The 23,644-nt window shown below is 52.0% G+C and carries 19 protein-coding genes and 1 tRNA gene; 5 read left to right on the forward strand and 15 right to left on the reverse strand.

What is annotated here, in order from left to right; genetic code table 11:
* The first annotated feature begins 158 nt into the window (after nt 1–158).
* From HP555_RS11750 to HP555_RS11760, 3 genes are all read left to right on the forward strand, one after another.
* The gene (locus HP555_RS11750; RefSeq protein ID WP_199262728.1) at nt 159–1,121 is read left to right on the forward strand and encodes an ABC transporter ATP-binding protein; all 963 of its coding nucleotides are present in this window, start codon (nt 159–161) and stop codon (nt 1,119–1,121) included.
* A complete protein-coding gene (locus tag HP555_RS11755) occupies nt 1,118–1,903 on the forward strand; it encodes an ABC transporter permease (RefSeq protein ID WP_199262730.1) in 786 nt (261 codons plus the stop codon). The genes HP555_RS11750 and HP555_RS11755 overlap by 4 nt, the downstream gene beginning before the upstream one ends.
* A 196-nt stretch (nt 1,904–2,099) precedes the next feature.
* On the forward strand, nt 2,100–3,455 hold the full coding sequence (locus HP555_RS11760) for an IS5 family transposase (protein WP_199261827.1): 1,356 nt from the start codon (nt 2,100–2,102) through the stop codon (nt 3,453–3,455).
* Nucleotides 3,456–3,477: 22 nt separating this feature from the next.
* Here HP555_RS11760 and HP555_RS11765 read toward each other — a convergent pair whose 3' ends face one another.
* The 3 genes from HP555_RS11765 to HP555_RS11775 all read right to left on the reverse strand — a co-directional run bounded on the left by HP555_RS11765 (nt 3,478) and on the right by HP555_RS11775 (nt 7,606).
* The gene (locus HP555_RS11765) at nt 3,478–4,296 is read right to left on the reverse strand and encodes an alpha/beta hydrolase (protein WP_199262732.1); all 819 of its coding nucleotides are present in this window, start codon (nt 4,294–4,296) and stop codon (nt 3,478–3,480) included.
* Between the two features lie 96 nt (nt 4,297–4,392).
* Nucleotides 4,393–6,855 (reverse strand): spermidine synthase family protein, encoded by a 2,463-nt coding sequence (locus HP555_RS11770; protein WP_199262734.1) that lies wholly within the window; start codon nt 6,853–6,855, stop codon nt 4,393–4,395.
* A gap of 10 nt (nt 6,856–6,865) precedes the next feature.
* Nucleotides 6,866–7,606, reverse strand: coding sequence for a protein-L-isoaspartate(D-aspartate) O-methyltransferase (locus tag HP555_RS11775; protein ID WP_199262736.1), 741 nt, complete (start codon nt 7,604–7,606; stop codon nt 6,866–6,868).
* A gap of 246 nt (nt 7,607–7,852) precedes the next feature.
* On the opposite strand from HP555_RS11775, the gene HP555_RS11780 reads away from it, so the two are divergent.
* Nucleotides 7,853–8,479, forward strand: coding sequence for a LysE family translocator (locus HP555_RS11780; protein WP_199262738.1), 627 nt, complete (start codon nt 7,853–7,855; stop codon nt 8,477–8,479).
* A gap of 104 nt (nt 8,480–8,583) precedes the next feature.
* Here HP555_RS11780 and HP555_RS11785 read toward each other — a convergent pair whose 3' ends face one another.
* The 5 genes from HP555_RS11785 to HP555_RS11805 all read right to left on the reverse strand — a co-directional run bounded on the left by HP555_RS11785 (nt 8,584) and on the right by HP555_RS11805 (nt 14,759).
* The gene (locus HP555_RS11785; RefSeq protein ID WP_199262740.1) at nt 8,584–10,947 is read right to left on the reverse strand and encodes a heavy metal translocating P-type ATPase; all 2,364 of its coding nucleotides are present in this window, start codon (nt 10,945–10,947) and stop codon (nt 8,584–8,586) included.
* A 7-nt stretch (nt 10,948–10,954) separates the two neighbouring features.
* Complete coding sequence (locus HP555_RS11790; protein WP_199262742.1) at nt 10,955–11,323, reverse strand: ArsR/SmtB family transcription factor; 369 nt, start codon at nt 11,321–11,323, stop codon at nt 10,955–10,957.
* A gap of 411 nt (nt 11,324–11,734) precedes the next feature.
* Nucleotides 11,735–12,094 carry a DsrE family protein gene (locus tag HP555_RS11795; protein WP_199262744.1) on the reverse strand — a complete coding sequence of 120 codons (360 nt, stop codon included), beginning with the start codon at nt 12,092–12,094 and terminating at the stop codon, nt 11,735–11,737.
* 78 nt (nt 12,095–12,172) lie between these two features.
* Nucleotides 12,173–12,736: a ferredoxin domain-containing protein gene (locus HP555_RS11800; protein ID WP_199262746.1), complete on the reverse strand. Its 564-nt coding sequence runs from the start codon at nt 12,734–12,736 to the stop codon at nt 12,173–12,175.
* A 301-nt stretch (nt 12,737–13,037) separates the two neighbouring features.
* Nucleotides 13,038–14,759 (reverse strand): hypothetical protein, encoded by a 1,722-nt coding sequence (locus HP555_RS11805; RefSeq protein ID WP_199262748.1) that lies wholly within the window; start codon nt 14,757–14,759, stop codon nt 13,038–13,040.
* Nucleotides 14,760–14,948: 189 nt separating this feature from the next.
* On the opposite strand from HP555_RS11805, the gene HP555_RS11810 reads away from it, so the two are divergent.
* The gene (locus HP555_RS11810; protein ID WP_199262750.1) at nt 14,949–16,346 is read left to right on the forward strand and encodes a C40 family peptidase; all 1,398 of its coding nucleotides are present in this window, start codon (nt 14,949–14,951) and stop codon (nt 16,344–16,346) included.
* 275 nt (nt 16,347–16,621) lie between these two features.
* Here HP555_RS11810 and HP555_RS11815 read toward each other — a convergent pair whose 3' ends face one another.
* The 7 genes from HP555_RS11815 to ybgF form a co-directional block, all read right to left on the reverse strand.
* Nucleotides 16,622–17,677, reverse strand: a complete 1,056-nt coding sequence (locus tag HP555_RS11815; RefSeq protein ID WP_199262752.1) for a lysylphosphatidylglycerol synthase transmembrane domain-containing protein — start codon at nt 17,675–17,677, stop codon at nt 16,622–16,624.
* Nucleotides 17,678–17,990: 313 nt separating this feature from the next.
* Nucleotides 17,991–18,067, reverse strand: a tRNA-His gene (locus HP555_RS11820).
* Between the two features lie 51 nt (nt 18,068–18,118).
* A complete protein-coding gene (locus tag HP555_RS11825) occupies nt 18,119–18,616 on the reverse strand; it encodes a zinc ribbon domain-containing protein (protein WP_233249170.1) in 498 nt (165 codons plus the stop codon).
* Between the two features lie 402 nt (nt 18,617–19,018).
* Nucleotides 19,019–20,704 (reverse strand): prephenate dehydratase domain-containing protein, encoded by a 1,686-nt coding sequence (locus HP555_RS11830; protein WP_199262756.1) that lies wholly within the window; start codon nt 20,702–20,704, stop codon nt 19,019–19,021.
* Between the two features lie 449 nt (nt 20,705–21,153).
* Nucleotides 21,154–21,603: an SH3 domain-containing protein gene (locus HP555_RS11835; RefSeq protein WP_199262758.1), complete on the reverse strand. Its 450-nt coding sequence runs from the start codon at nt 21,601–21,603 to the stop codon at nt 21,154–21,156.
* 22 nt (nt 21,604–21,625) lie between these two features.
* Nucleotides 21,626–22,387, reverse strand: coding sequence for a TlyA family RNA methyltransferase (locus HP555_RS11840; protein WP_233249171.1), 762 nt, complete (start codon nt 22,385–22,387; stop codon nt 21,626–21,628).
* A gap of 16 nt (nt 22,388–22,403) precedes the next feature.
* Nucleotides 22,404–23,582, reverse strand: coding sequence for a tol-pal system protein YbgF (ybgF, locus tag HP555_RS11845; RefSeq protein WP_199262762.1), 1,179 nt, complete (start codon nt 23,580–23,582; stop codon nt 22,404–22,406).
* Nucleotides 23,583–23,644: the final 62 nt, after the last annotated feature.

Raw genomic sequence — 23,644 nt, forward strand, 5'->3', positions numbered from 1 at the left:
CACAACAGCAGATCGTCATGCAACGCCAGTACCGGTACCGGCTGTGGTATTGATCCAAAACATCTATACTGACTGCACTGTCCAGGATCTACAAAAAACGGGTTGAGCACTGCAAAGCACCATCACCAGACAAAAACACCACAAACCGCTGCAAAAGAATGGAAACTGATCACGCCATAAGGTCCAGTCAGGCACCACCATCAACAGCACCACCTCTTTTAGAGGTACGTGAGCTTGGTAAACAGTACAACGGATTTACCGCTGTGGCGGGTATCTCCTTTACGGTGCAGACCGGCGAGTGTTTCGGTCTTCTTGGTCCGAATGGTGCTGGTAAAACCTCTGCCATTCGGATGATATACGGTGCTTCGCCACCCAGTGCCGGCAGCCTGCGCGTGTTCGGTCTGGATATCACCCGGGACTGGCGGCGCATTCGTGCCCGGATCGGTGTCTGTCAACAAGACAACACCCTGGATCCTGATCTGTCGGTGCTGCAAAACCTGCTCATCTTTGCCGGTTACTTCGGCATCCCCAGGGAACAGGCAAAAAGACGGGCCAGGGAGTTGCTCCACTTCTTTGCCCTGGACAAAAAAAGTGATGCCAAGGTGGGCGATCTCTCCGGTGGCCTTGCCCGACGTTTAACCCTGGCACGCGCCCTGATCAACGAGCCGGAGCTCGTTATCCTGGATGAGCCGACCACCGGCCTTGACCCCCAATCACGACATCTGCTCTGGGACAGGCTGCATGCCCTGCGTGCCCGCGGCACCACCTTTATCCTCACCACCCATTATATGGAGGAGGCGGCACAACTCTGCGACCGGCTGGTTATCATGGATCATGGGCAGATTCTGGTGGAGGGAACACCCCAGGAACTGATCAACGATCATGTCGGTCAGTCTCTCATCGAACTCACCGGTACCCAACAGGAAGATCTGCAACGGTTCTTACAGGAAAAGAACGTAGCGTTTGATGTAATGGGAGAACGGCTGGTTATCTACAGCAACGGTGATACCGCCCTGGAGCAGGCCATCCACGAAAAATTCTGCAGCCGCGAGTGCACCTTCCGTGCCGCCACCCTGGAAGATGTCTTTCTGCGCCTTACCGGCAGGGAGTTACGCGAATGATACAACTCTCTAACCTTTCCTGGCGCTTTCTCAGGGTCTGGCGACGAAACCTGATTGTCTACCGTAAGATCTGGAAGGTCAACTTCATGGTTCCGCTGCTGGAACCCACCTTCTATATCCTTGCCTTTGGCATTGGTTTCAGGGGATTGATCAGCGAGGTCAGCTACGATCAGCACCCGCTTACCTATACCCAGTTCATAGCACCGGCTCTGGTTGCCATCTCCATTATGTACAACGCCTTTTTCGAGACAACCTATGCCTCGTTTGTCCGGATGTACTATCAGAAGACCTTTGACGGTATGATGACCACACCGCTGTCTCTGGAAGAGATTGTTCTGGCGGAGATTGTCTGGAGCGCGACCAAGGCCACTGCTGCTGCAACCATCATGAGTATGGTGCTGGCTCTGCTTGGATACGTCACCCTGCCGCAGGGGTTGCTGATCGTGCCGCTGGCCTTTCTGGGCGGCCTGGCCTTTGGCAGTGTAGGTATGGTTTTTACCGGCATCATACCATCCATTGATATGTTTAACCTGCCGACCTTTTTATTTATCACACCCATGTTTCTTTTCAGCGGCACCTTCTTTCCAGTGGCCGGCCTGCCTGCCTGGGCTCAGACCGCGGCCCTGGGGTTTCCGCTCTACCATCTGGTTGAACTCAGCAGATACTGCTGCCTCGGGCTTATTGAGGGAAGTATACTTGTAAGCCTGGGGTATCTGACTGTCTTTCTGCTGATCTTTTTCTGGATAAGTCTGGTGGTCATGCGGCGACGCCTGATCAAATAACGTGCAAACAATCTGCTCGAACCAGGCATCAGTAACCAGCCGCTCCGGCTGCCTGCTGTCAATCCATCCGACACCCTAGTCTAGTCGGCCATGAAAAACTCTCAACGAGTTGGAATATATGGATAAAAATTGAAAAATATAGCACTGTAAATTGCAGGATATTGCACTTTTCCCCTTCAATTTCTGGTGATTTTCGATGCAGCCGAAGAAGCAGATTTCCAGCCCCCAGTTGGACATGTTCCGCAACCGTTTGGAGAGCATTCTCAATCATCGTCATGAGTTGTACCGGCTGAGTGGGCTGATCGACTGGGGAGTGTTTGAAAGCGAGTTTGGCAAGCTGTACTCTGAGGAAGGCCGGCCGGGGCTCCCGATTCGTTTGCTCGTAGGCCTGACCTATCTGAGCCATGCGTTCAACACGTCAGACGAAGAGACGGTACGGCGGTGGGTGGAGAACCCGTACCATCAATATTTCTGCGGGGAAGAGTACTTTTGTCATGAACTGCCGATCGATCCGTCTTCGTTGAGTCGCTGGCGAAAGAGGATAGGTGAGCAGGGATCGGAATTGATCCTGCAGCTCACGATAAAGGCGGGGTTGACAAGCGGAGCGGTTGCGCCGACCAGTTTGGAGCGAGTGATTGTTGATACGACTGTTCAGGAAAAGGCGGTGGCGTTTCCGACCGATTCACGATTGTACAACCGCAGTCGGGAACGACTGGTCAAGTTGGCTGCGGTTTGGGGCATTCGTCTTCGGCAGAGTTACTCCCGTCTTGGACGTCAGGCCTTGTTAAAGGCCGGCCGGTATTTTCACGCCCGCCAAACCCGAAGAGCCCGTCGGGAGGTAAAACGGCTGAAGACCTATCTGGGCAGGGTGTATCGGGACATTGTGCGCAAGATCGAAGGGCAGCAGGCGCTTGGCCCAGTGCTTCTTCCCGAGCTTGCCCTGGCTGAGCGGTTGTTGACGCAGCAGAAACAGGACAAGAACAAGCTCTACAGCCTGCATGCACCGGAAGTCGAATGCATTGCCAAGGGCAAGGCACACAAGAAGTACGAGTTCGGGGTCAAGGTGAGCGTGGCCACCACCAATCGAGACAACTTCGTGGTGGGCATGTTGGCTGAACCTGGCAATCCCTATGATGGCCACACCCTGGGCAGGGCCATTGAGCAGGTGCAGCGGATCACCGGCTGCACCGTTCAACGCAGTTTTGTCGACCGGGGCTACCGTGGTCACAAGATCAAAGAACCCCAGGTGTTGATCTCCGGTCGCAGGCGGGGAATGACACCGCAGATGAAGAAGGAACTCAAGAGACGCAGCGCCGTTGAGCCGGTGATCGGCCATATGAAGGCGGATGGCAAGCTTGGACGCAATTACCTGCTGGGTGAGTTGGGCGATAAAATCAATGCCCTGCTCTGTGGAGCAGGGCACAATATCCGTCTTATCCTCAAGAAGTTGAGGGAAAGGTTGTTTCTTCTTTTTACCGGATTGCTTTTGGTCCTCTGGTGCCGCTTCGATGGGCAAAAAAAGGGTGCCGGAGCGATCGCCCCGGCAATATGAAAAAAGGCTTTTTCAAGGACGACTAGTCTATGAGCAGCGCAGTCTTTTTGGTCAGAAAATCAGTGACCTCCTGCCACCATATCTGATCGGCTGCCATGGGCATACTGTTGTGCCCTGCCCCCAACATGACCCATAATTTTTTCGTGGTCATGAGTTTTTCATAAAGTTGTCGGCCGTGATGGGTCGGGATAATCTCATCCTCACCGGCCAGAAGCACGGCCACCGGTCCCTGAAAATGCCGCAGGTTAGCGACACTGTCGTATCGGTCGCGCAGTAACCAGCGAACCGGGATAAACGGATAGTGCGTTGCAGCAACATTTGCCAATGTGTCCCAGGGCAAGAACAGCACCACCCCGGCCACAGGCACTCTGGTCTGCCTGACAACACCGGCAGCAACTCCGCAGCCAAGTGATTCTCCCCACAGATAGAGCGGCGGACCGAACTGCTCATGGGCAAGCTCAAGGAGAGTGGTGCCATCCTGCACCAATGCTGTTTCAGCAGGTTGCCCATCACGTCCTCCATATCCGGGATACTCAGCCAGCAGTACCCGGAAATGCTGTTTTACAAGGGCCTTGGCATAAAAGAAGCGATGAAAGGCGGCACCGCCATTGCCATGAAAAATAATAACTGTGCCGCGAATCCCCTGCTGCGGATCCGGCTCGGCAACAAACCCGCGAAACTGTTCGGATGAAGGCCAGTGCCGCAGGCCCAGTTCACGCGCCTGCAGCGGTGACAGCTCGGATGCATCCGGAAAGTAGAGCATGCTCCGTTGATGCAGATACATGAACGCGCACAGGCCGAGATAACCGACACAAACAAGAACAATGGTTGTGATAAGCATACGACAGTTCCGGAATATGGAAAAAAGAGGTGACAGAAGATTGGACATGTTCACTGTATCCGCTGTTTTACTGGGATCTTACCTGCTTTTACATGTTCAGACTGCCCGGTTTGCCCAGACACGATGCTCAAAAAAGGCAATCAGTATATACAAAAAAAGGGCACACCCAATGACCGTTGAAAAGCCACCGTGCAGAGCCACCAGGATCGCCACCATGGTACTGATGACCGAAAAGAAACCATTCACTCCCCAGGCCAGAGGAATCCATTCGGGATACCATTTGCCCAGACGAAGCAATCCAAGGGGAAACGGCATCCCCATCCAGAACGCCAGGCCGCCGATCAGTCCGATACTGACAACTGCCCGCACGGTAAGAGGCCAGGCAGCTCCCAGTTGGAAGATATATGACAGCAGCCACAGGTACAGACAGGCCACCACCACAATAACCGTGCAGACAAGCATAACCGGTCGTCTAGAACCCCATGACCATTCACGCAGCCAAGTCATCTGTTGCAAACGCTTAACAGCGCCGCTTCCCAGTCCTGCAAAAAAGAGAAACGAAGGCACAATCACTGCCATTGCCAGTATTGGGTCACGTAAAAAGACGATCCATTGCTGCATGAATGTAATTTCCACAAAAAAGAACGCCAGACCCAAGGCTGCAAAGTAGACAATCCAGGCAGCTCTCTCTTTTCGGCCCAGGCTGATTTGCCTGTGTTTGCGCATAAACGGGCGTAAGGGTAAAAAAATTGCCGGTACACTGATGACAAGAGCCACGGCAAACGACATCCACAACAGCAGGTATTCCCATTCCAACAGAGCCGCGCTCCCGCTTGTTCGCTGTGTCCACAGAGAAGGTAAGGAAGACCAGCGAAAGAAATGGCTGAACCAGGGACGATCATCAACAGCAGGCGTCACATGAAAGGTTGCTGACAGTGGATGAGCAACGCCCTGTCGCAGGGCAGATATCGCCTCATACAGATAGGGTTGATCAAGAACACTGATTTGATTGACTTCGCTGCTTTTCAGACCGGGCAGCCAGTCAATATCAAAGGCCCGCTCCTTGCAAAAAACCCTGACTGTATCCTGCTGGTAATGTGATAACGGTGCACGGCTGACCATAATAGTTGCGGTGTTCCAGGTTCGGATAACGATCAGATGGGCAAAAGGATCGCTGTTTGCATCCAGTCGCTGCATGGCAGCCATTAACGTTGTCACTGTCTTCAGAGCACTGCGCGGCGGTAGTTCCAGGGGCAGAGTCAGGCTTAACATTCCGTTATTCGTCAGGTGAGACAGAGCCAGCTGCAACCCTTCAACCGTAAAAAGAGGCTGAGCCCGCAGGGCGTGGCCACTTCCAGCACCAGCCGGTACGGCCGTGCCAAAAAGGGAGAGCTGGATCAGATCATACTGCTGTTGACTGGCCACTAAAAAGCCGCGGATATCACCTCTTTCCAGATGCACCTGTTTTTGCTGGTAGATATCACCGCTGAAGGTGGTGAAATCGGTGGTGATCAGATCAACCAGACCGCGATTTTGCTCCACAGCATCAATACGGACAGCCTGCTCCAGCAGAGCATGCCAGATATCCGTGCCTCCACCTGCCCCGGCCACAAGCACGTCCGGCTGCTTATCTATCAGGGCATAGGCCAGGGCCTGGGGAGTCCAACGAAGAAATTCCATGGCCTGCCCCCCTTCACTGCCACGCTGAATTACCCCAACAGGATGTCCATCATGAAAAAGAGCGATCTGTTCCGGCGGCAGTACCGGAGCCAGCAGGCTTAACCCCGGCGCATACCGAAAGGGGATGTTGTTACTTACAAGGGCGGTATATTCGCCTACCGGCGTATGCTTTTCTGCGGCAACCCGTACTCCGGGCACCAGTAGTGCCTGTTTTAGCCCCTTATACTCGGACATGACCGGAACCAGAATGTGATTAGGCCAAACCAGGCAGACCACCGCACATACTGCAAGAACCAGACGCCACAATCCTGTGTTGTTACGCCCGACAAGAACCATTGGTGCCAACAGGCCAACCAGCGCCAGGAGCTTGATGCAGTACTGTGGCGGCCACAGAAAGAGGAGGAAAAAAACCAGTAAAGTACCGCCTGCAGCTCCACAGAGATCGGCCCGATACATCCTGGCAACCTCATCCTGAAAACTCCGTAGGGTAAGACCGATACAAAGACCGGCAAAGAAAAAAGGCACCGTGGTGACAGTGAAGACCGCTGCGAATCGAATCATCTGCCTCCCCTGCCAGATGATCTCCGGCGGATTGAAGCCCAGCCGACCGATCAGTGACGCAGCAAGCAGCAGGGTAACGACAAAAAGAAGACTGCTGACGGCAAATGAACGGGAGAAGACAGGAACAAGGCGATGCTGCAGCCGGCTGAGTACACTGCCCGAAAGACCAAACCCCAACAGGGCCATGCTGATAATCAGGTGGGCAAAATGATCCCAGTACATCAGGGAGAAAAACCGTAGGAGCACCAGTTCATAACCAAGGGCGGCACTGGAAACCAGGGCGACTGCCAGTGCGGCTTTCCCTGTTGTCGGCTTCATTACACCCTGTTCACTCTCGTGTGCCGGTCAGTGGTACAAACTGCACCGGCAGTACCTGGCGCATGGTTATCTGGCCGATGTCGTCCTTTTCCACCAGCATCAGATGCTGTACGGCAAAGGGAGTGCCCACCGGGATCACCAATCGCCCTCCTTTTTTAAGCTGGGCAATGAGTGGTGGTGGAATTGTGGAGGCGGCTGCAGTGACAATAATGGCATCAAAAGGTGCTTCCTGCTCAAGCCCGTAATAACCGTCCCCCTCATGAACCGTGATGTTGGTGTAGCCAAGGCGTGCAAGCCGCTGACGACACTCTTTTGCCAGTTGTGGTATGATTTCAATGGAGTGCACCTCTTTAACCAGGTGCGACAGCACTGCTGCCTGATAACCGGAACCAGCACCAACCTCCAGTACCCTGGCCTCTTTGGAGACAGCGAGCAGATCGGTCATCAGGGCAACGATATAGGGTTGGGAGATAGTCTGCCCGTACCCGATGGGCAGTGGAGCATTGACATAGGCAACATCCTGTTTATTGCCGGGAACAAACTCATGACGGGGTACCTCACCCATTATCCGCATGATCTCCCGGCTGAGGTGACCACGCCCGATAGAACCGGAAGTTACTGTCACATCCTGCTCAATCTCTTTGACCATCTGCTGTCGCGCCCTGCTCATCGTATCCTCCTGCCCTGCCCAACCGGTGCTGACCAGTAACATCAGACCAATCAGCCACAGCCACCACTGTTGTTGTTTCATCTCCGGCACCTTACATATCTATCCAGTTCAACACTCCTTCCGGTTATACACATCATACCCTAATGGCTCTTTCAATAAAGACAGCACATAAAGGCGTTCCGCAACCAATCTTTCCGCCCCTGCAGGCTTGCCTTGTCAATTTGAAGCGAGCGTGCTACACACGACCTGTTCACTGTACATCAGATTGCTCTGCACAGCAGCACTGCTGATAAATGGTTTTATATCCCTTTCCAACATCATACAACCATGCCTGATCTCAGTACCCTTGTCATGTTCAGTTCGGCGTCCGTGCTCCTGGCGCTGGCGCCGGGGCCGGATAACATCTTTGTTCTGACCCAATCCGCCCTTAAAGGAAAGCTCGTTGGTCTTGTGGTAACGATGGGGCTTTGTACCGGTCTGCTTGTACATACCAGTGCCGTGGTTCTGGGAGCCGCTGTTATCTTTCAGACCTCTGCCCTTGCCTTTCATGCCCTCAAGTACATCGGTGCAGGCTATCTGCTGTATCTTGCCTGGCATGCCTTCCGGGCAGGCGCAACCAGGGTGGACAGTCAACAGACACAGGAGATCAGCCTGTGGCGGTACTATGTGCGGGGCATTATCATGAACGTGACCAACCCCAAGGTATCGATCTTCTTTCTTGCTTTCCTGCCCCAGTTCACGAACCCTGACAGAGGATCGCTCTCTTTGCAGCTCATTGTTCTCGGCCTGCTTTTTATTGTGGCCACCTTTGTGGTCTTCGGCGCCATCAGCCTGTTGGCCGCTACCCTTGGTCAGCTGCTCGCTAAATCGGATCGTCTGCAGATACTCCTCAACAGAGTTGCAGGTACAGTCTTTGTTGGACTGGCACTCAAACTGGCCACAGCCGAGCGTTGACAGCAACCTGTCGGCACGGTGATACTTTCCGGTCGCCAGTGCTGCCAAACAAAAGAGCTGGGCAGTTTTCCGACCCGGCTCTTTCTATCCTGTGCACAGTACGCTTAGTTGCCGCCTGTCGGCCCTGTTCCGTCGCGCAGACGACGCATCAGTCGCATTCCATTGAGCGTTACCAGCAAAGAGGCGCCGGTATCGGCAAAGACCGCCAGCCACAGTGTTGCCATATTGAAAAGCAGAAGGATCATGAAGATCACTTTAATCACAATGGAAAAAATGATGTTCTGCTGAATAACAGCAACGGTCTTTCGGCTTAACCGTATAATGTAGGCAAGTTTGCCCAAATCATCGGTCATGAGTGCTATGTCCGCTGTCTCCAGGGCCGTGTCTGAACCGGCAACCCCCATGGCGATCCCCACAGTGGCTGTAGCCAGGGCAGGAGCATCATTCACACCATCACCGACCATGGCAACCTTGCCGTACTTTTGATGCATCTTTTGTACAGCTGACACTTTATCTTCCGGCAGGAGCTCACTATAAAATGCATCAAGTTCAAGGGCTTTCGCTATGGAGGCAGCTGTCTGCTCGTTATCACCGGTCAACATGGCCACATGCTTCAGACCGGCCTTGTGCAGCGCTTTGACCGTTGCCTTGCTGTTCTCGCGCAAGATGTCGGCTACAGCAAAGATGGCTGCCACTTGCTCCCGGGTTCCCAGCAAGACAGCTGTTTTACCCTGCTTTTCCAGATCAAGAAGTTGTTCCTGATAGGGGATAAGATCGTGACCAAGTTCGGTAAAGAGCCGGGCATTGCCAATATACGTGAGATGTCCTTCCACTTCTGCCTGTGCACCCCTTCCAGGCAGAGCTTTAAAGTTCATAACAGACGGTAATACGATGTCTCCCGCCCGTTTCATAACAGCCTGCGCCAGCGGATGCTCAGATCGATGCTCAATGCCGGCTGCCAGGGCCAATGCCTGGTTCTCAGAATAACCGTTAAAAACGATGACATCTGTCACCTCTGCTCTTCCCTGGGTTAAGGTGCCGGTCTTGTCAAAGGCAATGGACTTGATGGTACCCATCTCTTCCAGATAGGCACCGCCTTTAATAAGCACACCGTTTCGTGAGGCATTGCCAATGGCAGATACAATCGAAACCGGTGTGGAGATCACGAGTGCACAGGGGCAGGAGATAACCAGCAGCACCAGACCATTATAAAACCATGGTGTAAAAGGTTGGTGAAGTACCAGCCAGGGTAAAATCATCACACCCGCTGCCACTATAAGGACAAGCGGTGTATAGTACCTGGCAAAGACATCAACAAATTGCTGGGAAGGAGCCTTTTGTGCCTGTGCCTCCTCGATAAGATGGAAAATTTTTGCCAAGGTGGAGTCAGCAGCCAGTTGGGTCACCTCGATCTCAAGAACACCATCTTCGTTCATGGTGCCGGCATAGACAGTATCCCCTTTGGTTTTTTCAACTGGTATGGACTCACCGGTGATGGTGGCCTGGTTGACTGCGGACGCTCCCTGGATAATTTTTCCGTCCATGGCAATGCGTTCACCCGGCCTGACGATGATAACATCGCCCACCGCAATTTCCTCCACTGCCAGCAGTTCTTCCACATCACCCCTTTTCACCAGAGCTTCTGCCGGTGCAAGTGCCATCAGGGACTGAATGGATCGGCGTGTCTTCTCCATGGTGTATGCCTGGAGAGCGTTACCAAAAGAAAACAAAAAGGCCACTGCCGCCCCCTCGCTCCACTCACCTAAAATTGCTGCGCCAATAACAGCTGCGGTCATGAGCACATTCATATCCAATGACAGAGCCCGCAGACTGTACACTGCACTGCGCGCTGCATGAAACCCGCCTGTAACAATGGCAACGCTGTACAGGGCAATCGCAACAGACCGCGGCCCTGCAGACCAGTCCAGCACAAGGGCGCATCCCAACAAAAGCCCTGACAGAACAGTTGCAAGCACTCTCCGGTTTTTCCACAACTGCGCAGGCGGTGACGGTTGCTGTAACAGCGAAGTTTCAACCTCTGCACCGTATCCCGCCTGTTGAACAGTCCGGATGATCATCTGGTCAGCAGTGGTGTGCAGAACAGTCATTTTCGCTGTGGAAAAGTTGACCGAAGCAGCGGAAACGCCGGGTAATGCCGCAATCCGTTTTTCGAGTTTCATGGCGCAATCACCGCAGTCAAGACCTGACAGTCGGTAAACAGTCCGGGTGCCGCCCCCGGTGTCTTCCCCGGCCACCGCTGTGAACTGTGTTCTTTCATCAGGTCTATCTGCAGAGGAGGCAATGGTCCTTATAGCAGACAGATCAAACAGCGATTCATCTGCATGTTCATGGTTGTGTTCATGCCCGGAACAGCAGGAGTCGTGCTGCTCTTTTTGGGGCGTATGACTGCAACAACCATCCTCACATCCGATGTGGTTGATACCTAAGGGTATGCTGTTGGATTTCATGGCTGTGTTACCTGTGGCTAATGTGCTCAATTCCTTGACTTAACAGAGAGAAGACGTGTTCATCATCAAGCGAATACCAGGCCATCTTACCCTCCTTACGATACTTGACCAAACGCGCGTTCCGCAGCAGCCGGAGCTGATGAGAGACAGCAGACTGCCCCATGCCGACGTGAGCAGCCAGGTCATGGACACAACGCTCCTCTTTAGACAGGGCATGCAGAATCTTTATTCGCCCCGGCTCCCCCAGCATCTTAAAGAGCTCTGCAGCAGCCTGAGCGTCCTCTTCCGACAGGATCTCTGTTCTCGTCGGGTCAACAGCAGACGGCTGTTCACCGGATGGTGCGCTGACCTCTGATTGTATACGTGGTAGTGCCATAACAAGCTCCTCACTATATATGAACATATGTTCATGTATATACCTTACCAACGGATCTGTCAACAGATTCTGTCTGGTGGAGGCACTGCTGTACTGCTCTTTTCATACTGCACAAGCGGGTCCAGTGGACAATGATACAATATAACCCGACCCTGGTCAGGGTCTGGCGTATCAGAAGTTTTTGCTGCCTGTTAACACGCTGGACGGTTGTTTACGTTGGTATGGAGAGTGTTGAGGTAAGCGGACGCAGGCGGCGTTGCGCAACCTGCTGCACCGGGCACGGAGATGTGCTTTGGATGGCGGGCGGGGTATGCTGACTGATGTGTCGACCTGCGGCAGATCACCACAGGGGATGCCCGTGCTGCGGGAGTCTCTTTATCCGCTGATCCCGCAGCACAGAACGATAAAGAACTACAGACTGATCACCACGGCATCGCAGGACAGGTGAATCAACTCCACGGCCGTCCCCATCCGTGCACCTTCAATCAGATCCTCTTCACTGATGCCACGGGCCTTGGCGCAGGGTGTACAGGCAAGTACCGGCACCTCATTGGCCTGCAGATATGCCATCAGATCGTCGGCAATATCCCCTGTGGCGGCCCGTACATGGTCAAGCAGGCCTTTCTTGGCAATATAGACAGCCTCATCCAAGAGGAAAAGCGTTACATTTTTTCCCTCTTTGTGAGCCACTGTGGCCAGATGTATGGCCCTGGCGGTCCGGTTGGGGTTATCTGTACCACAGGCCAAGGTAATAACAACGTTGTCAGTCATGCTCCATCTCCTTGATTGATCGGCTTTTTCATTGAACATCACACAGGAACGCATTTACAGCACCAGCACATGCCTGTGTTATGCCTTCTTAACAAGCGCTTCCTGGTTCCTGTCCATGAATGGATTTTTGCCGCTGACACTGAGCGGCATCGCGTAAATTATCTTCACCCCGTCTCCAAGTACACCCATTTCCAGCAGTGCTTGTCCTACAGTAAACATCACCCGATTGTCGACTCTGTTGTCCATGGCAACGCTTGCAGCAGAACCGATGGCAATGCCAAGATCCCCGGTGTTAAACACACAGGGATGATCAGGATGCTTCTTTTTCTCCTCGCAATCGGCAAAGCCGCACATACCGCACGGATGGACTCCAAGCGGGACGATCCGTGTACCAAAGGCAACCATGGCCTGCGCAGAAAGGATATTCACCGCATCGCGTAAAAACACATCGGACAGGTTGTCACGGCGTGCCATCTCCTTCATCTTTGCCGAAACCCGGGCAATATCGTCCCTGTTCAACAGAGCAATCACAAGGTTATCCACGCCCTTTGCCTTTGGTGCAGTGCGAGCTGCAATCATCATCTGCTGCGCCACAGCAGATACCGTTTCTTCCCGTATTTCCTGTTCAGTGACCACCTTCATTGTTCATCCTGTTCTTAAAAGTTATCTTCTTTCTGCTGCCCCTGTCTGAGCAGCACAGACAGGGGCATACCTTTTAACCGGCCTGTTGACCTGTCCATGCAGCAAGATAAAACCACCCGGAAAAAATACACCAACACGGCCATCCATGGCATTGCGCCGTTTGTCAGCTGAACCGACTGGAGCTGTTGTCCCCTGTTGGTACAGGGTGTTTTTTCTAAACCAGCAGTGCGTTCTTTTTATACCAGCCAGCAGACGCTGTCAGTAGGCCAGGTACAAGCCATCCTGCTCTTGGTTTTGCTGCTTACCGGGGCGGTCGTTCTGTGTCGCGAAACCATGCCCGTACGCTCTCCATCTGTTTGATCTGTGCTGCCGGAGCCCGCCGTTGACAAGCAACATACTCCTCTGTTCCTGGTTCCGCTCCCCAGCGAATTTCCACACAGTCGTTCGGGTTGTAGGCCATTTCAAAAGCAGCGCGGCGAGCCAGAATATCAGCCACCGACAACTCCCATGGTTCACCATTGCTGCGAATATATCGGATCTTTTTCTGAGCAATCAAAATATTATGTAACTGCTCGATCTCTTTTCTCATCTGCCGGGCAGCTGTTGGCGTGAGATGGAACAGCCTTGGATACTGCTGCACCTTGGCCGGAAAATCAAGCAACACATCCATGGCAATAAGCAGACGCATGTCCCGGGACGGCGTGGAGAAATCCTCCCATGGTCCAATGGTTTCAAAGATGGCTGCCCCCTTTGGCATGGGAATGGTTGCTCCGCCTCTGCGGAAGTATGCTTCACCGTTCTCAACAGACCTGACCCGTGTTTCCAGCTGTTCGACCAGGGCGGCAAGAGTGGCCTCATAGGCCTGTCCAGCGTCCAACCCAGCTGGATTCAGCAGAGAGTGCATCCTGGCATAAAATACATCAGATGGCAGTTCAGCCTGCTCCGGTGAATACTCCGGGATCTCACCATTTTTTAACAGTCGATGATCAACAATTGGTCGAAATCGCTTAAAGCCGGGACCGGCGCTGTCGGTACTGGTAAACAAAAACGTCCCCTCCCAGAAGCGCTTTCTGGCAATGGAGTTATCCGGCTGTGCATCAACCGCAAACAGAAGCCCCGGCCTGCTTCCTGTCTGTTCCACCCATTTGGTCAGCACAAGTGTGTGACCGTAGGGATCGGCATAGACTGTTCCCGGCCACAGAGTTTCCCGTTGCAATGCAACAGGATAAAAATCGGTTTGTTCATCGTCAAGTGCGGTGCGACCGTTCCCCGAATGTACGGCATCCATAAGCCTGATACTCATGGCACGAAATTTTGAGGCCGGACTGACCCGCTGGACAAAATCAGTGTTCATGATCGCTGATTCACACGAAGGCGGCTTGCCGGCCCTTCCACGGTTACACTGCCGATAACTGAAAGGCAGCCCGTTTTTCCAGGCAAAATAGCTGCGGAGGAAATAAGGGAAGTCCGCACAATCCGGTGTTGCCGACAGGGCAGCATCTTCCTCAAGCCCCAGGGTGTTCAATAAGAAGTTGCGTTCAGGATCGCGGAGTACAGGTTCCAGGGATGGGAAACTGATGTCCTCGTCAACACCGCCATCAAACAACTTCTCAATCCAGGCGGCATAAAACGCCTCGTACATCTCATCCCAACCTGCAGTATCCCGGGTGTCATGTCCATTGCCAATGATCAGGCATGCCAGTGTTCTGTCACCAGACTGTGCCTCAACCTGATACAAACCATTGCCGAGCGGCCCTGTCTCGGCTGTTATATGCCATGGCAGCCCGCCGGTACCAGCTGTTGTGGGTAAAAGGAGCGTTTCTCCCTGCGGACTGATCATCCGTATATTGGTCAGCGGTTCAACCGTGGAAACCGCCATAATTTTAACAGGTACTTCGGGTTCGCTTTTTTGCGGTGTGATCCAGATGCGGGTGGCCTCTCCCTGAGTACAATATTCTGCATAGCCGGCACAATGCCACAGGATGGACAAAAGAATCACAGCAAGAAAAACAGATCTTTTCACAACACATTTCCCTGAAGAATGTTATGGTGGAGGCATGCGTCTCTCATGCATATATACTCTACATTCCAGACATCCGGCTGCGTACCGCCCACCATCTTTTATCTCCACATGGTGATCGGGTTGTCGGAATAACCTGGGGTCTGGTACACAGCTGCTCATGGTCTGCCCGACAGACAGGATAACACTATCATGAACCGCCTGCAAAGTAACTGCCTGATTGGTGCCCTTATCATGGCCGCAGCTGCGGGTCTGTTCTTTTTGTTGACCACGTGGCACAACCCGTCTTTAAAACCGCAGGAAACAGTCCACCAGAAACAGGTCTGCGTACAACCGACAGATCTCAGATCACTCAGCGCAGTCCCGCAGGATCCCGGTCGTTTTGCCGCTGCCATGACCGAGTCACTTAACCCCGTTGAGCAGCAGCAACTTGAACAGCACTTTCATCGGGATTACTTTACACCCTGGACAGCATCCGCACCGCTCTTTGACGGTAACATGGTGTATACCAGTCTTCAACAGCTGACCCATTCAACCTGGTACGGAGAAAACCGGCTGCCGATAGAACCGGCTCGTCTGCAGTCTCTTCTGATGCTGGCGGATATGGAACAGTTTCCCAGTATGCATGAGCCGGGCATAGTGACCCGGCCTGCATTTATCCGCGTTTTACCGACAACCAGGCCATTGTATAAGACTCCGGACGACTTTCCTTTTGACCGCCTCCAATTTGCAGAGATCAAACCCAACGAGCCTGTTCGTCTTCTGCACACAAGTAAAGATGGGGCATGGCTGTATGTTGAGACCGCCTACGCCAATGGCTGGGTGGAACCCGACGCTGTCAGGCGAGTTGACACTGCTCAGCGTGAGCAGATACTCCATGCTGAGCAGGTGGTTATAGTCCGTGATTTTGTAAAGGTGCAGAGCGAGGATGGCGACATCCTGCCGCAACCAAAAATCGGCTCCCTGTACTCACTGATACGAGAAGAGCCGGAGTATTGGCTGGTCAAAGCTGCGGTTACGGGCAAAGACAGGTATGCGGTAATAACAAGCGTCCGTATTGCCAAAACCGACGCCCGCAGACATCCGCTGCACTTCAGCCCTGAAAACGTAACGCTCATCTCCGCGGAGCTCCTGAAAACTCCCTACGGGTGGGGAGAAATATACAGAAACCGCGACTGCTCGGCCACCACCAGGGATTTTTTCCTGACGTTCGGTATCCTGCTGCCACGTAATTCCTACCAACAGATCACCTCCGGCCCGTCTATTTCGCTGAGCAATCTTTCAAACACCGACAAGAAAGCACGTCTTCGTGAGCTCGGTATCCCCTTTCGCACCCTTCTCTATCACAAGGGACACATCATGCTCTACGCAGGGCTGTTTGCTGAGCAACCTGTTGTCCTGCATACGGCCTGGGCACTCCCCTACAAAGAGCCGGGCTGTACGGAACAGTTGTTTATACTCGGTAAAACACTATTCACCACACTGACGGCAGGTGAAGAGCTCCCGCTCGTCAAGGGAACATCCCTTGATCGGTTAGACAGCATGCTGATTTTGCCTCACTACGAACAAACAGGCGCAAAACCTGACTGACAGCCAGGACAGTGTGCACCTCCACTGCTGAGGCGGTCTCAACACGGTGAGCAATATGCTGCTCGCATCAGGCCGAAATTGCCGGAATCGCTGGGAAATTATGAAGGAAGATTGGTGGAAGAAAGCAGCATAGATGCCGCCAACAGAGAAAAACAGGCAAGAAGGTCAATTTCCAGGCAAAACAACATCAATCCTGCCTGTTGCAGCGTAACAAGGAAAAGAAGGAAAACACCCACCAGAGAAACATTCTTCAGTGGTGCAGTGGCATGAAACAATTAAAAATCTGTGCAGGAAACGTTTGACCGTTCAAAGAGAAAGATGATGGGAATAGAGACAACAAGGGGCAGCAACAGGTAGAGTAAACGCCAGATAAGCAAGGCAGCCATCACATTTGTTGCCGGTACCGTATCGATGACCGCAAGAAAGACCGCCTCCATCACACCAAGGCCACCGGGGGCCTGGGAAACAAGGCCAGCGGAAAAGGATAGGATAAATGCTCCTAACACAACAAAGTAACCGGGATTGCCGGCTTCGGGTAAAACAAAATAAATGATGCCTGCGGCAGCCATAATTTCCAGGGGAGCTGCCAATATCTGTCGGATAACGATACCAAGACGCGGATAGACAATATCCAGTGTCCCTATACGAAATGGCTTGAAGGTCTGCCATGATCCGAACACATACAGTCCACAGAGCAACAGGAGTGTAAACCCCGCTGCCTGTACCAACCAGTTGGGCAAAACCATCTGTGGAATCAAATTTGAAAGGGATAAAACAATCTCCGGCTCAAACAACAAAACAGCCCCTAAAAGCAACAGTGTGCCGAAAAGAAACGTAAACGAGCACATTGCGATCAGGGCGGCAACCTCAGTTGCCTTAAGCCCTTTGGCACAGTAAGCACGTAACCGGACAATTCCACCGGATAAAACCGACATGCCGAGATTGTGTCCAAGTGCATAGGTCACAAAGGAACAAACAGCAACATACGACCATGAGATACCTCTGAGTCGCCCCAGATGAAGGAGAGCAATCCTATCGTACCAGGCCAGGGCAACGTAGGCGGCAAGCGCAGACAAAACTGCATAAACATGCGATATGAATGGAATATCAAGAATATACCTGGATGTGGCTCCGGCAATCACCTTGATGTCGCTCCATAGATTTCCATTATCCAACAGGGCCTTAGCAACGGGATCATAGGAGACTTCAGTCCGGAGTTTAATATACAACAGTCTGATAGCGCTGATCATGATGAAGACAACAACACATTTCCACACTATGCGTACAACACGCTTCATCGTATCAGGTTTTTGTGCAGTTGAAATCGGCATTCCTAGGCCTCAAGATCGCTGGAGAACATCAAAAATCTTGAGTTGAAGACCAGCCACCAGGTCTTTGTGGTGAGATGAGTGATGGTCTCTGTGCCGTTTTCATCCATGACATACCTTTTACACCTCGCTCCAATCATCGTTAAACGATCACAGGCCATTTTCCCCATACACACAAGAGATACGGCAACTGATGCCTGCAATATTGCCTGCCCTCAACTGAAACTGTCAATACCTTTTCCAGGATTGCACAGGCAATAAAAAAACCCGCTCTCCTGGAAAGAAAGCGGGTTTGTTGACTCCCTTGACAACAAGGTGGGGTGAGCGATGGGACTTGAACCCACGACCTCCGAGGCCACAACCCGGTGCTACCACCTGCTGAGCTACGCTCACCACGAACGTGCGTTTATATACCCGCACAACTTGTTTTCTGCAAGCAGAAAGTCAGTCAGCTGTCACCTCACGCTGACAATGCTTGCACACGATTGCGCGGGCCTTGATCAGCTCCGAGCAATGCGGGCACTCCTTAAGATAGTGACAAGCGAGAATCTGACCAAGTGCAAGATTCACCTCGTGTTGCAGGTGCGGATCTTTGAACACATGGTTCCGCAGAGGTTCTATACAACAGGTATCATTGATCGCTGTCAACATGGGTATTGCACGTTTACGTTCATCTATCCGGACCGAATCATCCAGGAGAATAGTCAGCACTGGCGCCGGATCCTTCTTCGCAACGCAGGTGTCAAGGGCTGCGATGGCCTCCTGCTGTCGCTGATAGCGCTCGTCTTGTCTTTTGATGGCTTCAAGATCAACAATGCTGCCGGTAAAGGCATCTTTTGTGATAACCATCATACTGAACTGTTCTTTTGAATTGGGTAATTCCATATATCGATACGATCCAACGCGACCGTACTGATCGGCAATAAAGTCCCAACCTTTCACAAACATCGGACAGCTGTCGTTCAGACAGATAAACAGATACTCTGATCCCCAGCCCAGCCCATCACCAACGTGAACAGGAGGAGCATGACACAGAGACAGGTCTTGACTGCAGTGTGGGCAACAATGCTTTTCTTGGGAATATTTCATCAACATCGATAGCATGACAGCTCTTGGCTCCTTATTTGGCCTGAGGGGCTTTCATTGTTTGTGGCAAGGGACATGGAGGACCGTCGACCGACGGTGATGACACGGCTCTTCAATCAGGAACAAAACGATTGACCGGGCCAAAAAGAAGCAACCCACACCAGAGTATTAACAGTAGCAGTAAAACAGTTTTTTTCCTGTGTCGTAAATTCATGCGTCTAGGGTAACCATTCCTTTTGTCGGGGTCAACCGGGCTTTTCAGATCATCCGCCCCAGAACCTCGTCAACAGCCATAGCCTGTTCCATTCTGGCTGTGAGAAACTGTGAAGACAGGTGGGTGGCATTACGGTCAATCAAGGCGCAAAGCTCTGCAATAGCGGCAGCATCTGCCATCTGGATGACATGGCGAAGATTCTTGACAAAATCAAGGACAATCTTACGGCTGTCGCCGGTTGTAGCCATAATCTCTGCGTAGGTCCTGGAATTTTGGGAATGTACGCGGGACATGGCTAAAATAGGATACAGCGAGGTTAAGGTGCAGTGACTGGCAATATCATCACTGGTGATATTGTTTTCATTGAGAGTCATGGCCAGAGCAACCGAAATCACTGTCGGTAATTTTTGACCGATCCCCATGAGCAAGTCGTGTTTAGCCGGAGAGTCATAGATGATCTCGGCACCGTGTTTATAGAGAAATGCCTCAAATTCGCTGCAGAATACGCCACTGCGTGCGGTCCGTACCACTATTGCATTCTTGTCTTTCATGGTGGCGGCCTGGGGACCCCACAGATTATGAACCAGCATGAGCTCAACAGCCTCACTGGTTGAAATCAGGGCTGTCTTTATGGTTTCCTCTGATTCTCCGGCAAGAAGGATAAGTGCTTTGCCGGCCCTGATCAGCGGTCCATACTGACGAATGGTTGTGGAGGTCGCTGAGATCGGCACACAGATCACCACTGCATCCACCTGGTCGATCATCTCTTCAGGGCGCAGAGAGGTGGTTCTGCCGGTCAGTAACACCTCGTACCCTTCACTCTCCAGCCGCTGGGCAAACCACTGACTCATCGCACCCGTGCCGATAAATCCAAAGGACTTAATGTATTTAGTCCGCATATCGACCCGGGGAAAACTGCCGAGTACACGGATCATGCCGCGTTGCTGTATAACCTTGGCTTCCAGATGGGCAATGGCACTGGAGAGATTTTCATTTTGAATATGCCCTTCGGCTTCAAGATAAATACGTAACTTCTGTGTCTTGATGTCATTTTCCGTCCGCATATCAAGAATGTTGATACCGCGTCTTGAAAATTCATTCAAAATATCCACCAGCAAACCAACCCGGTCGTCAAGTGGCTCGGTAATCAGCGCGGTGGCATCATAACCGGTCAAAGGTGCTGCCACATGCCCCAGTACTGCATATCGGGTCCGGCTATGAGGAGCCACATCTTGTTCAATGATGCGCAGACCATGGGCTCGCAGCGTCTCGGCACTGTTGATGACCGCCTTTCCCTCTGTCCGGCCGCCCTTCCTGATCTCATTGATGGCCTGATTGATGTCCTGAACACTCAGTTCCGTTATATCGGGCAGGTACTTTTCGATGAACTCAGCGCATTGCTGAAAAACTTCACGCTGACCGATCAGCATCCGAAGAGTTTCGATCGAATCCGTTTCAGTAAAAACACCCAATGACTGATGCGCCTGAAGCACCAGATTATCAACCCAGTATCCGGCCTTCATGTCATCAAAAAAACGAAAAACCTGTCTTTTATCTCCTTCACGGGTATTGTACACCGGTAACACTGCATACTCTACTTCCTTGCGCACAAACGCATCGAGCAGTGCTTTAACATGGGTGTAAGCACGAACATCGGCCTTGCTGTCAAAATGAACCGCAGCCTGCCATGACAGCGATTGTTGCGGGCCAAGGGTTGCGATGATCTTCATAGCAGTTGAAACCGACAGGATATCAATAGCATTGTGACTACATCAGTTGTACGCAGCTGCACTGCGATCCGACTGGAGGCAGTCATTTCTGGATAAAGAGCCTTGAGCTCCTCAACATTCCGGACAACACAAAGGCATTTACCTCTGTGCCGCTTGCCAACAGGGGATTTTCTGCCGGCTGATTCCGACAGTACACAAGAACCGGACGGCTGCACAGTCGAAACACAGAACAGTACCTTCTCATACAGCACAGGACATCAGCAAACAGACACATCGTGCCGGTGATAAAAAAAAGAAACGAATCGGTAATGGTGCAGCTATGGTACAGGCAAGGGCAGACAAGCAAAATCGGCAATACCCTGTTGCAGGAATGTGGAGATACCCCCGAAAAAGCTATCACAAGTATACAGAGAGCAGTAAAGAGAACTCGGATTCTCTGTTTTGTGCTATCAGGGCCATACTGAATTTTTATGGACCCAGCCGCTGAGGCTGGGATGGGTTACCTTGACCCACTCACCTTTTCGCTCGCCTTTTGCAAATATCACATCTTTAACACCAGTGCCGATCACTTTTTCTTTTGATCCGGGGCCAGCAAGAATCTTGCACTGTCTGACTTTGATAATGGCATACGGTGTTCTGGTGGTTAAGGATTCCAAAACATATCCCTTGTCACCTTCGTAATCCCTTACTTTCAGCCACTGGCCCTCCTTCTTTAACACCTCCAGAGGGTAGCCCAGGGGCAACTCGAAAAGAACATCCGCATTGGTATTGGGGGCTGAACGCATGTTAATTCCGTCCTTGTCGATACTCACATATTCGGCTGCAGAAACCATGGAACATAAAAAAATCGCAACCAGCCACCCGCTCAGCATGGATGTGATCACTGTTTTCACCGACATAGCCGTCTCCACATGTGCGTGTTCAAAGATTATCCTGCTCTCCGGAAGAAACACCGGTCAGCAGCATAAAAAACTCCTGATTCCCCTTGGCACCGCGAATCGGTGCAGGGACGATTCCTGTACACTGTAATCCCAGTTCTGCACCAAAGTTTTTCACCATTTCCAGAGCTTGCTGATGGCGATCAGATCCGACAACAATACCGTTTGGGCCAACAGCTTCCCGAGGTAATTGAAACTGCGGCTTGACCAATGCCAGCACCCGGACTTCATTATGAAAAAGGGGGACAAGAGGAGCAAGAAGAGGTTGAAGAGAAATAAAAGAAGCGTCAATCACTGCCAGATCTATGGGAAGCGGGATCTGCATCCTGGTTAAAAATCGGGCATTTGTCCGCTCAAGAACAACGACTCGTTTATCGGTGCGCAATTTCCAGTCAAGCTGCCCATATCCCACGTCGACTGCATAGACTTTTTGAGCACCATGCTGAAGCAGACAATCGGTAAAACCTCCAGTGGAACACCCTATATCCGCACAGATCCAATCGTGGGGATCAACAGCCGTGTCCCGTAAACCTGCTTCCAGTTTATCACCGCCCCGACTCACATACTTCCGGAGCTTTTTCACCACAATCTCACTTGAAGAGGCGACCAGGGTACCCGCTTTATCCCGGCGCCGGCTGTCGACCAGAACATGCCCGGCACCGATCAGTCGCCGCGCCTCTTCAATGCTTGCAGCCAATCCCCGGGCAACGAGCAGTGCATCAACCCGCTGCTTTTTCCCGTTCAAAACCAGCCTCTGTTGACTACAGTTTCCCCAGTCTCTCCTTCGCCTGTGTCGCTTCTGAGCTGCCGCCGTAATCATTGATCAGCTTTTTATAGATAATTTTTGCAGTTTCATGATCCGTCAGTTTTTCAAAAGCCATACCCTGTTTCAGCAAGGCGCCGGAGGCAAGGGAATCTTTACTGTGATTGGAAATAACTTTTTGATAATCCAGGATCGCTAAATCGTACTCACCCTGGTTATACAGACTTTCACCCATATAATAGAGTGATTTGGCCGCCTGCGGTCCATTTGGGTTGGTAGACAAAGACTGTTCAAAAGATCTGTAAGCATCTTTATAGCTTTTTGACTTAAACTGATTCATCCCCTGTGTAAAAGAATCAGAACCTGACGATGAAACTGCTGTTGCTTTTTCAGTGGCAGCAACCGGTGGTGTACTTTTTTCTGCTGATGAACTCCCCGAAGCTGTCCCGGTTTCCCTCACAGCGGTAGATTCAACTTTCTTTGCAGCCGCTGTCTCAACGGGTGCGACGGTCTCCCTGTCTCTACTCACTGTCCCACCAGAAGGCGCAGTGGCAATCTTGATCTTTGCCGCATCAGGATTCACCCTGAAAGAGGTGCTTGCGGCTGCGCCTGTTCCATAAGCAGTCGAGGAAGAGATTGCAGATGCACCGGAAACAGAAGCCGTGGCACTGGTGTTACTTACCTGCGCAGCTTTCTGCCGGGCGGCCTCAGCTTTTTGTGCAGCAGCCTGTGCCCTTTTCTCTGCTTCAACAATACGTTCCTGCTGCGCCTTGCTGAAATTCTCACTGACCAGGGCCAACTTCTCTTCAAGTACCGCAACCTTCTGCGTTAATTCGGAAATCTTTGCATCCTGACCGGATTTAGTTGCCTCCAGAGATGACTGTAATCCGGCGATGTCCTGTTTAACCTGTTCGCGAAACTGTACGGATTGGCTGGCACTCTCCTCCACACTCGATTTTATGCGGAGGGTTTCATCTTCAACCTGGTCGATCTTGCTCACCGAGCTTGCCTGTCTTTTTTGCATCTGATCAACCGTGGTTGATCGGACATCCTCAAGTTTCTGGTTGACCGCTCGCAACTGGTACTGCAGGCTCTGAACCTCGTCCTGAGTTGCACACTGATTCAACAGCAGCAACGAACAACCAGCGATCGCAATGTGTTTGAATCGTTTTATCATATTCAGCTCCCCTTTATTTCCAGCTACCACAACAGTTAAAACAAAAGATCAGCAGGCTGTAT

It is taken from the genome of Desulfobulbus oligotrophicus (assembly GCF_016446285.1).
Taxonomy (GTDB): Bacteria; Desulfobacterota; Desulfobulbia; order Desulfobulbales; family Desulfobulbaceae; genus Desulfobulbus; species Desulfobulbus oligotrophicus.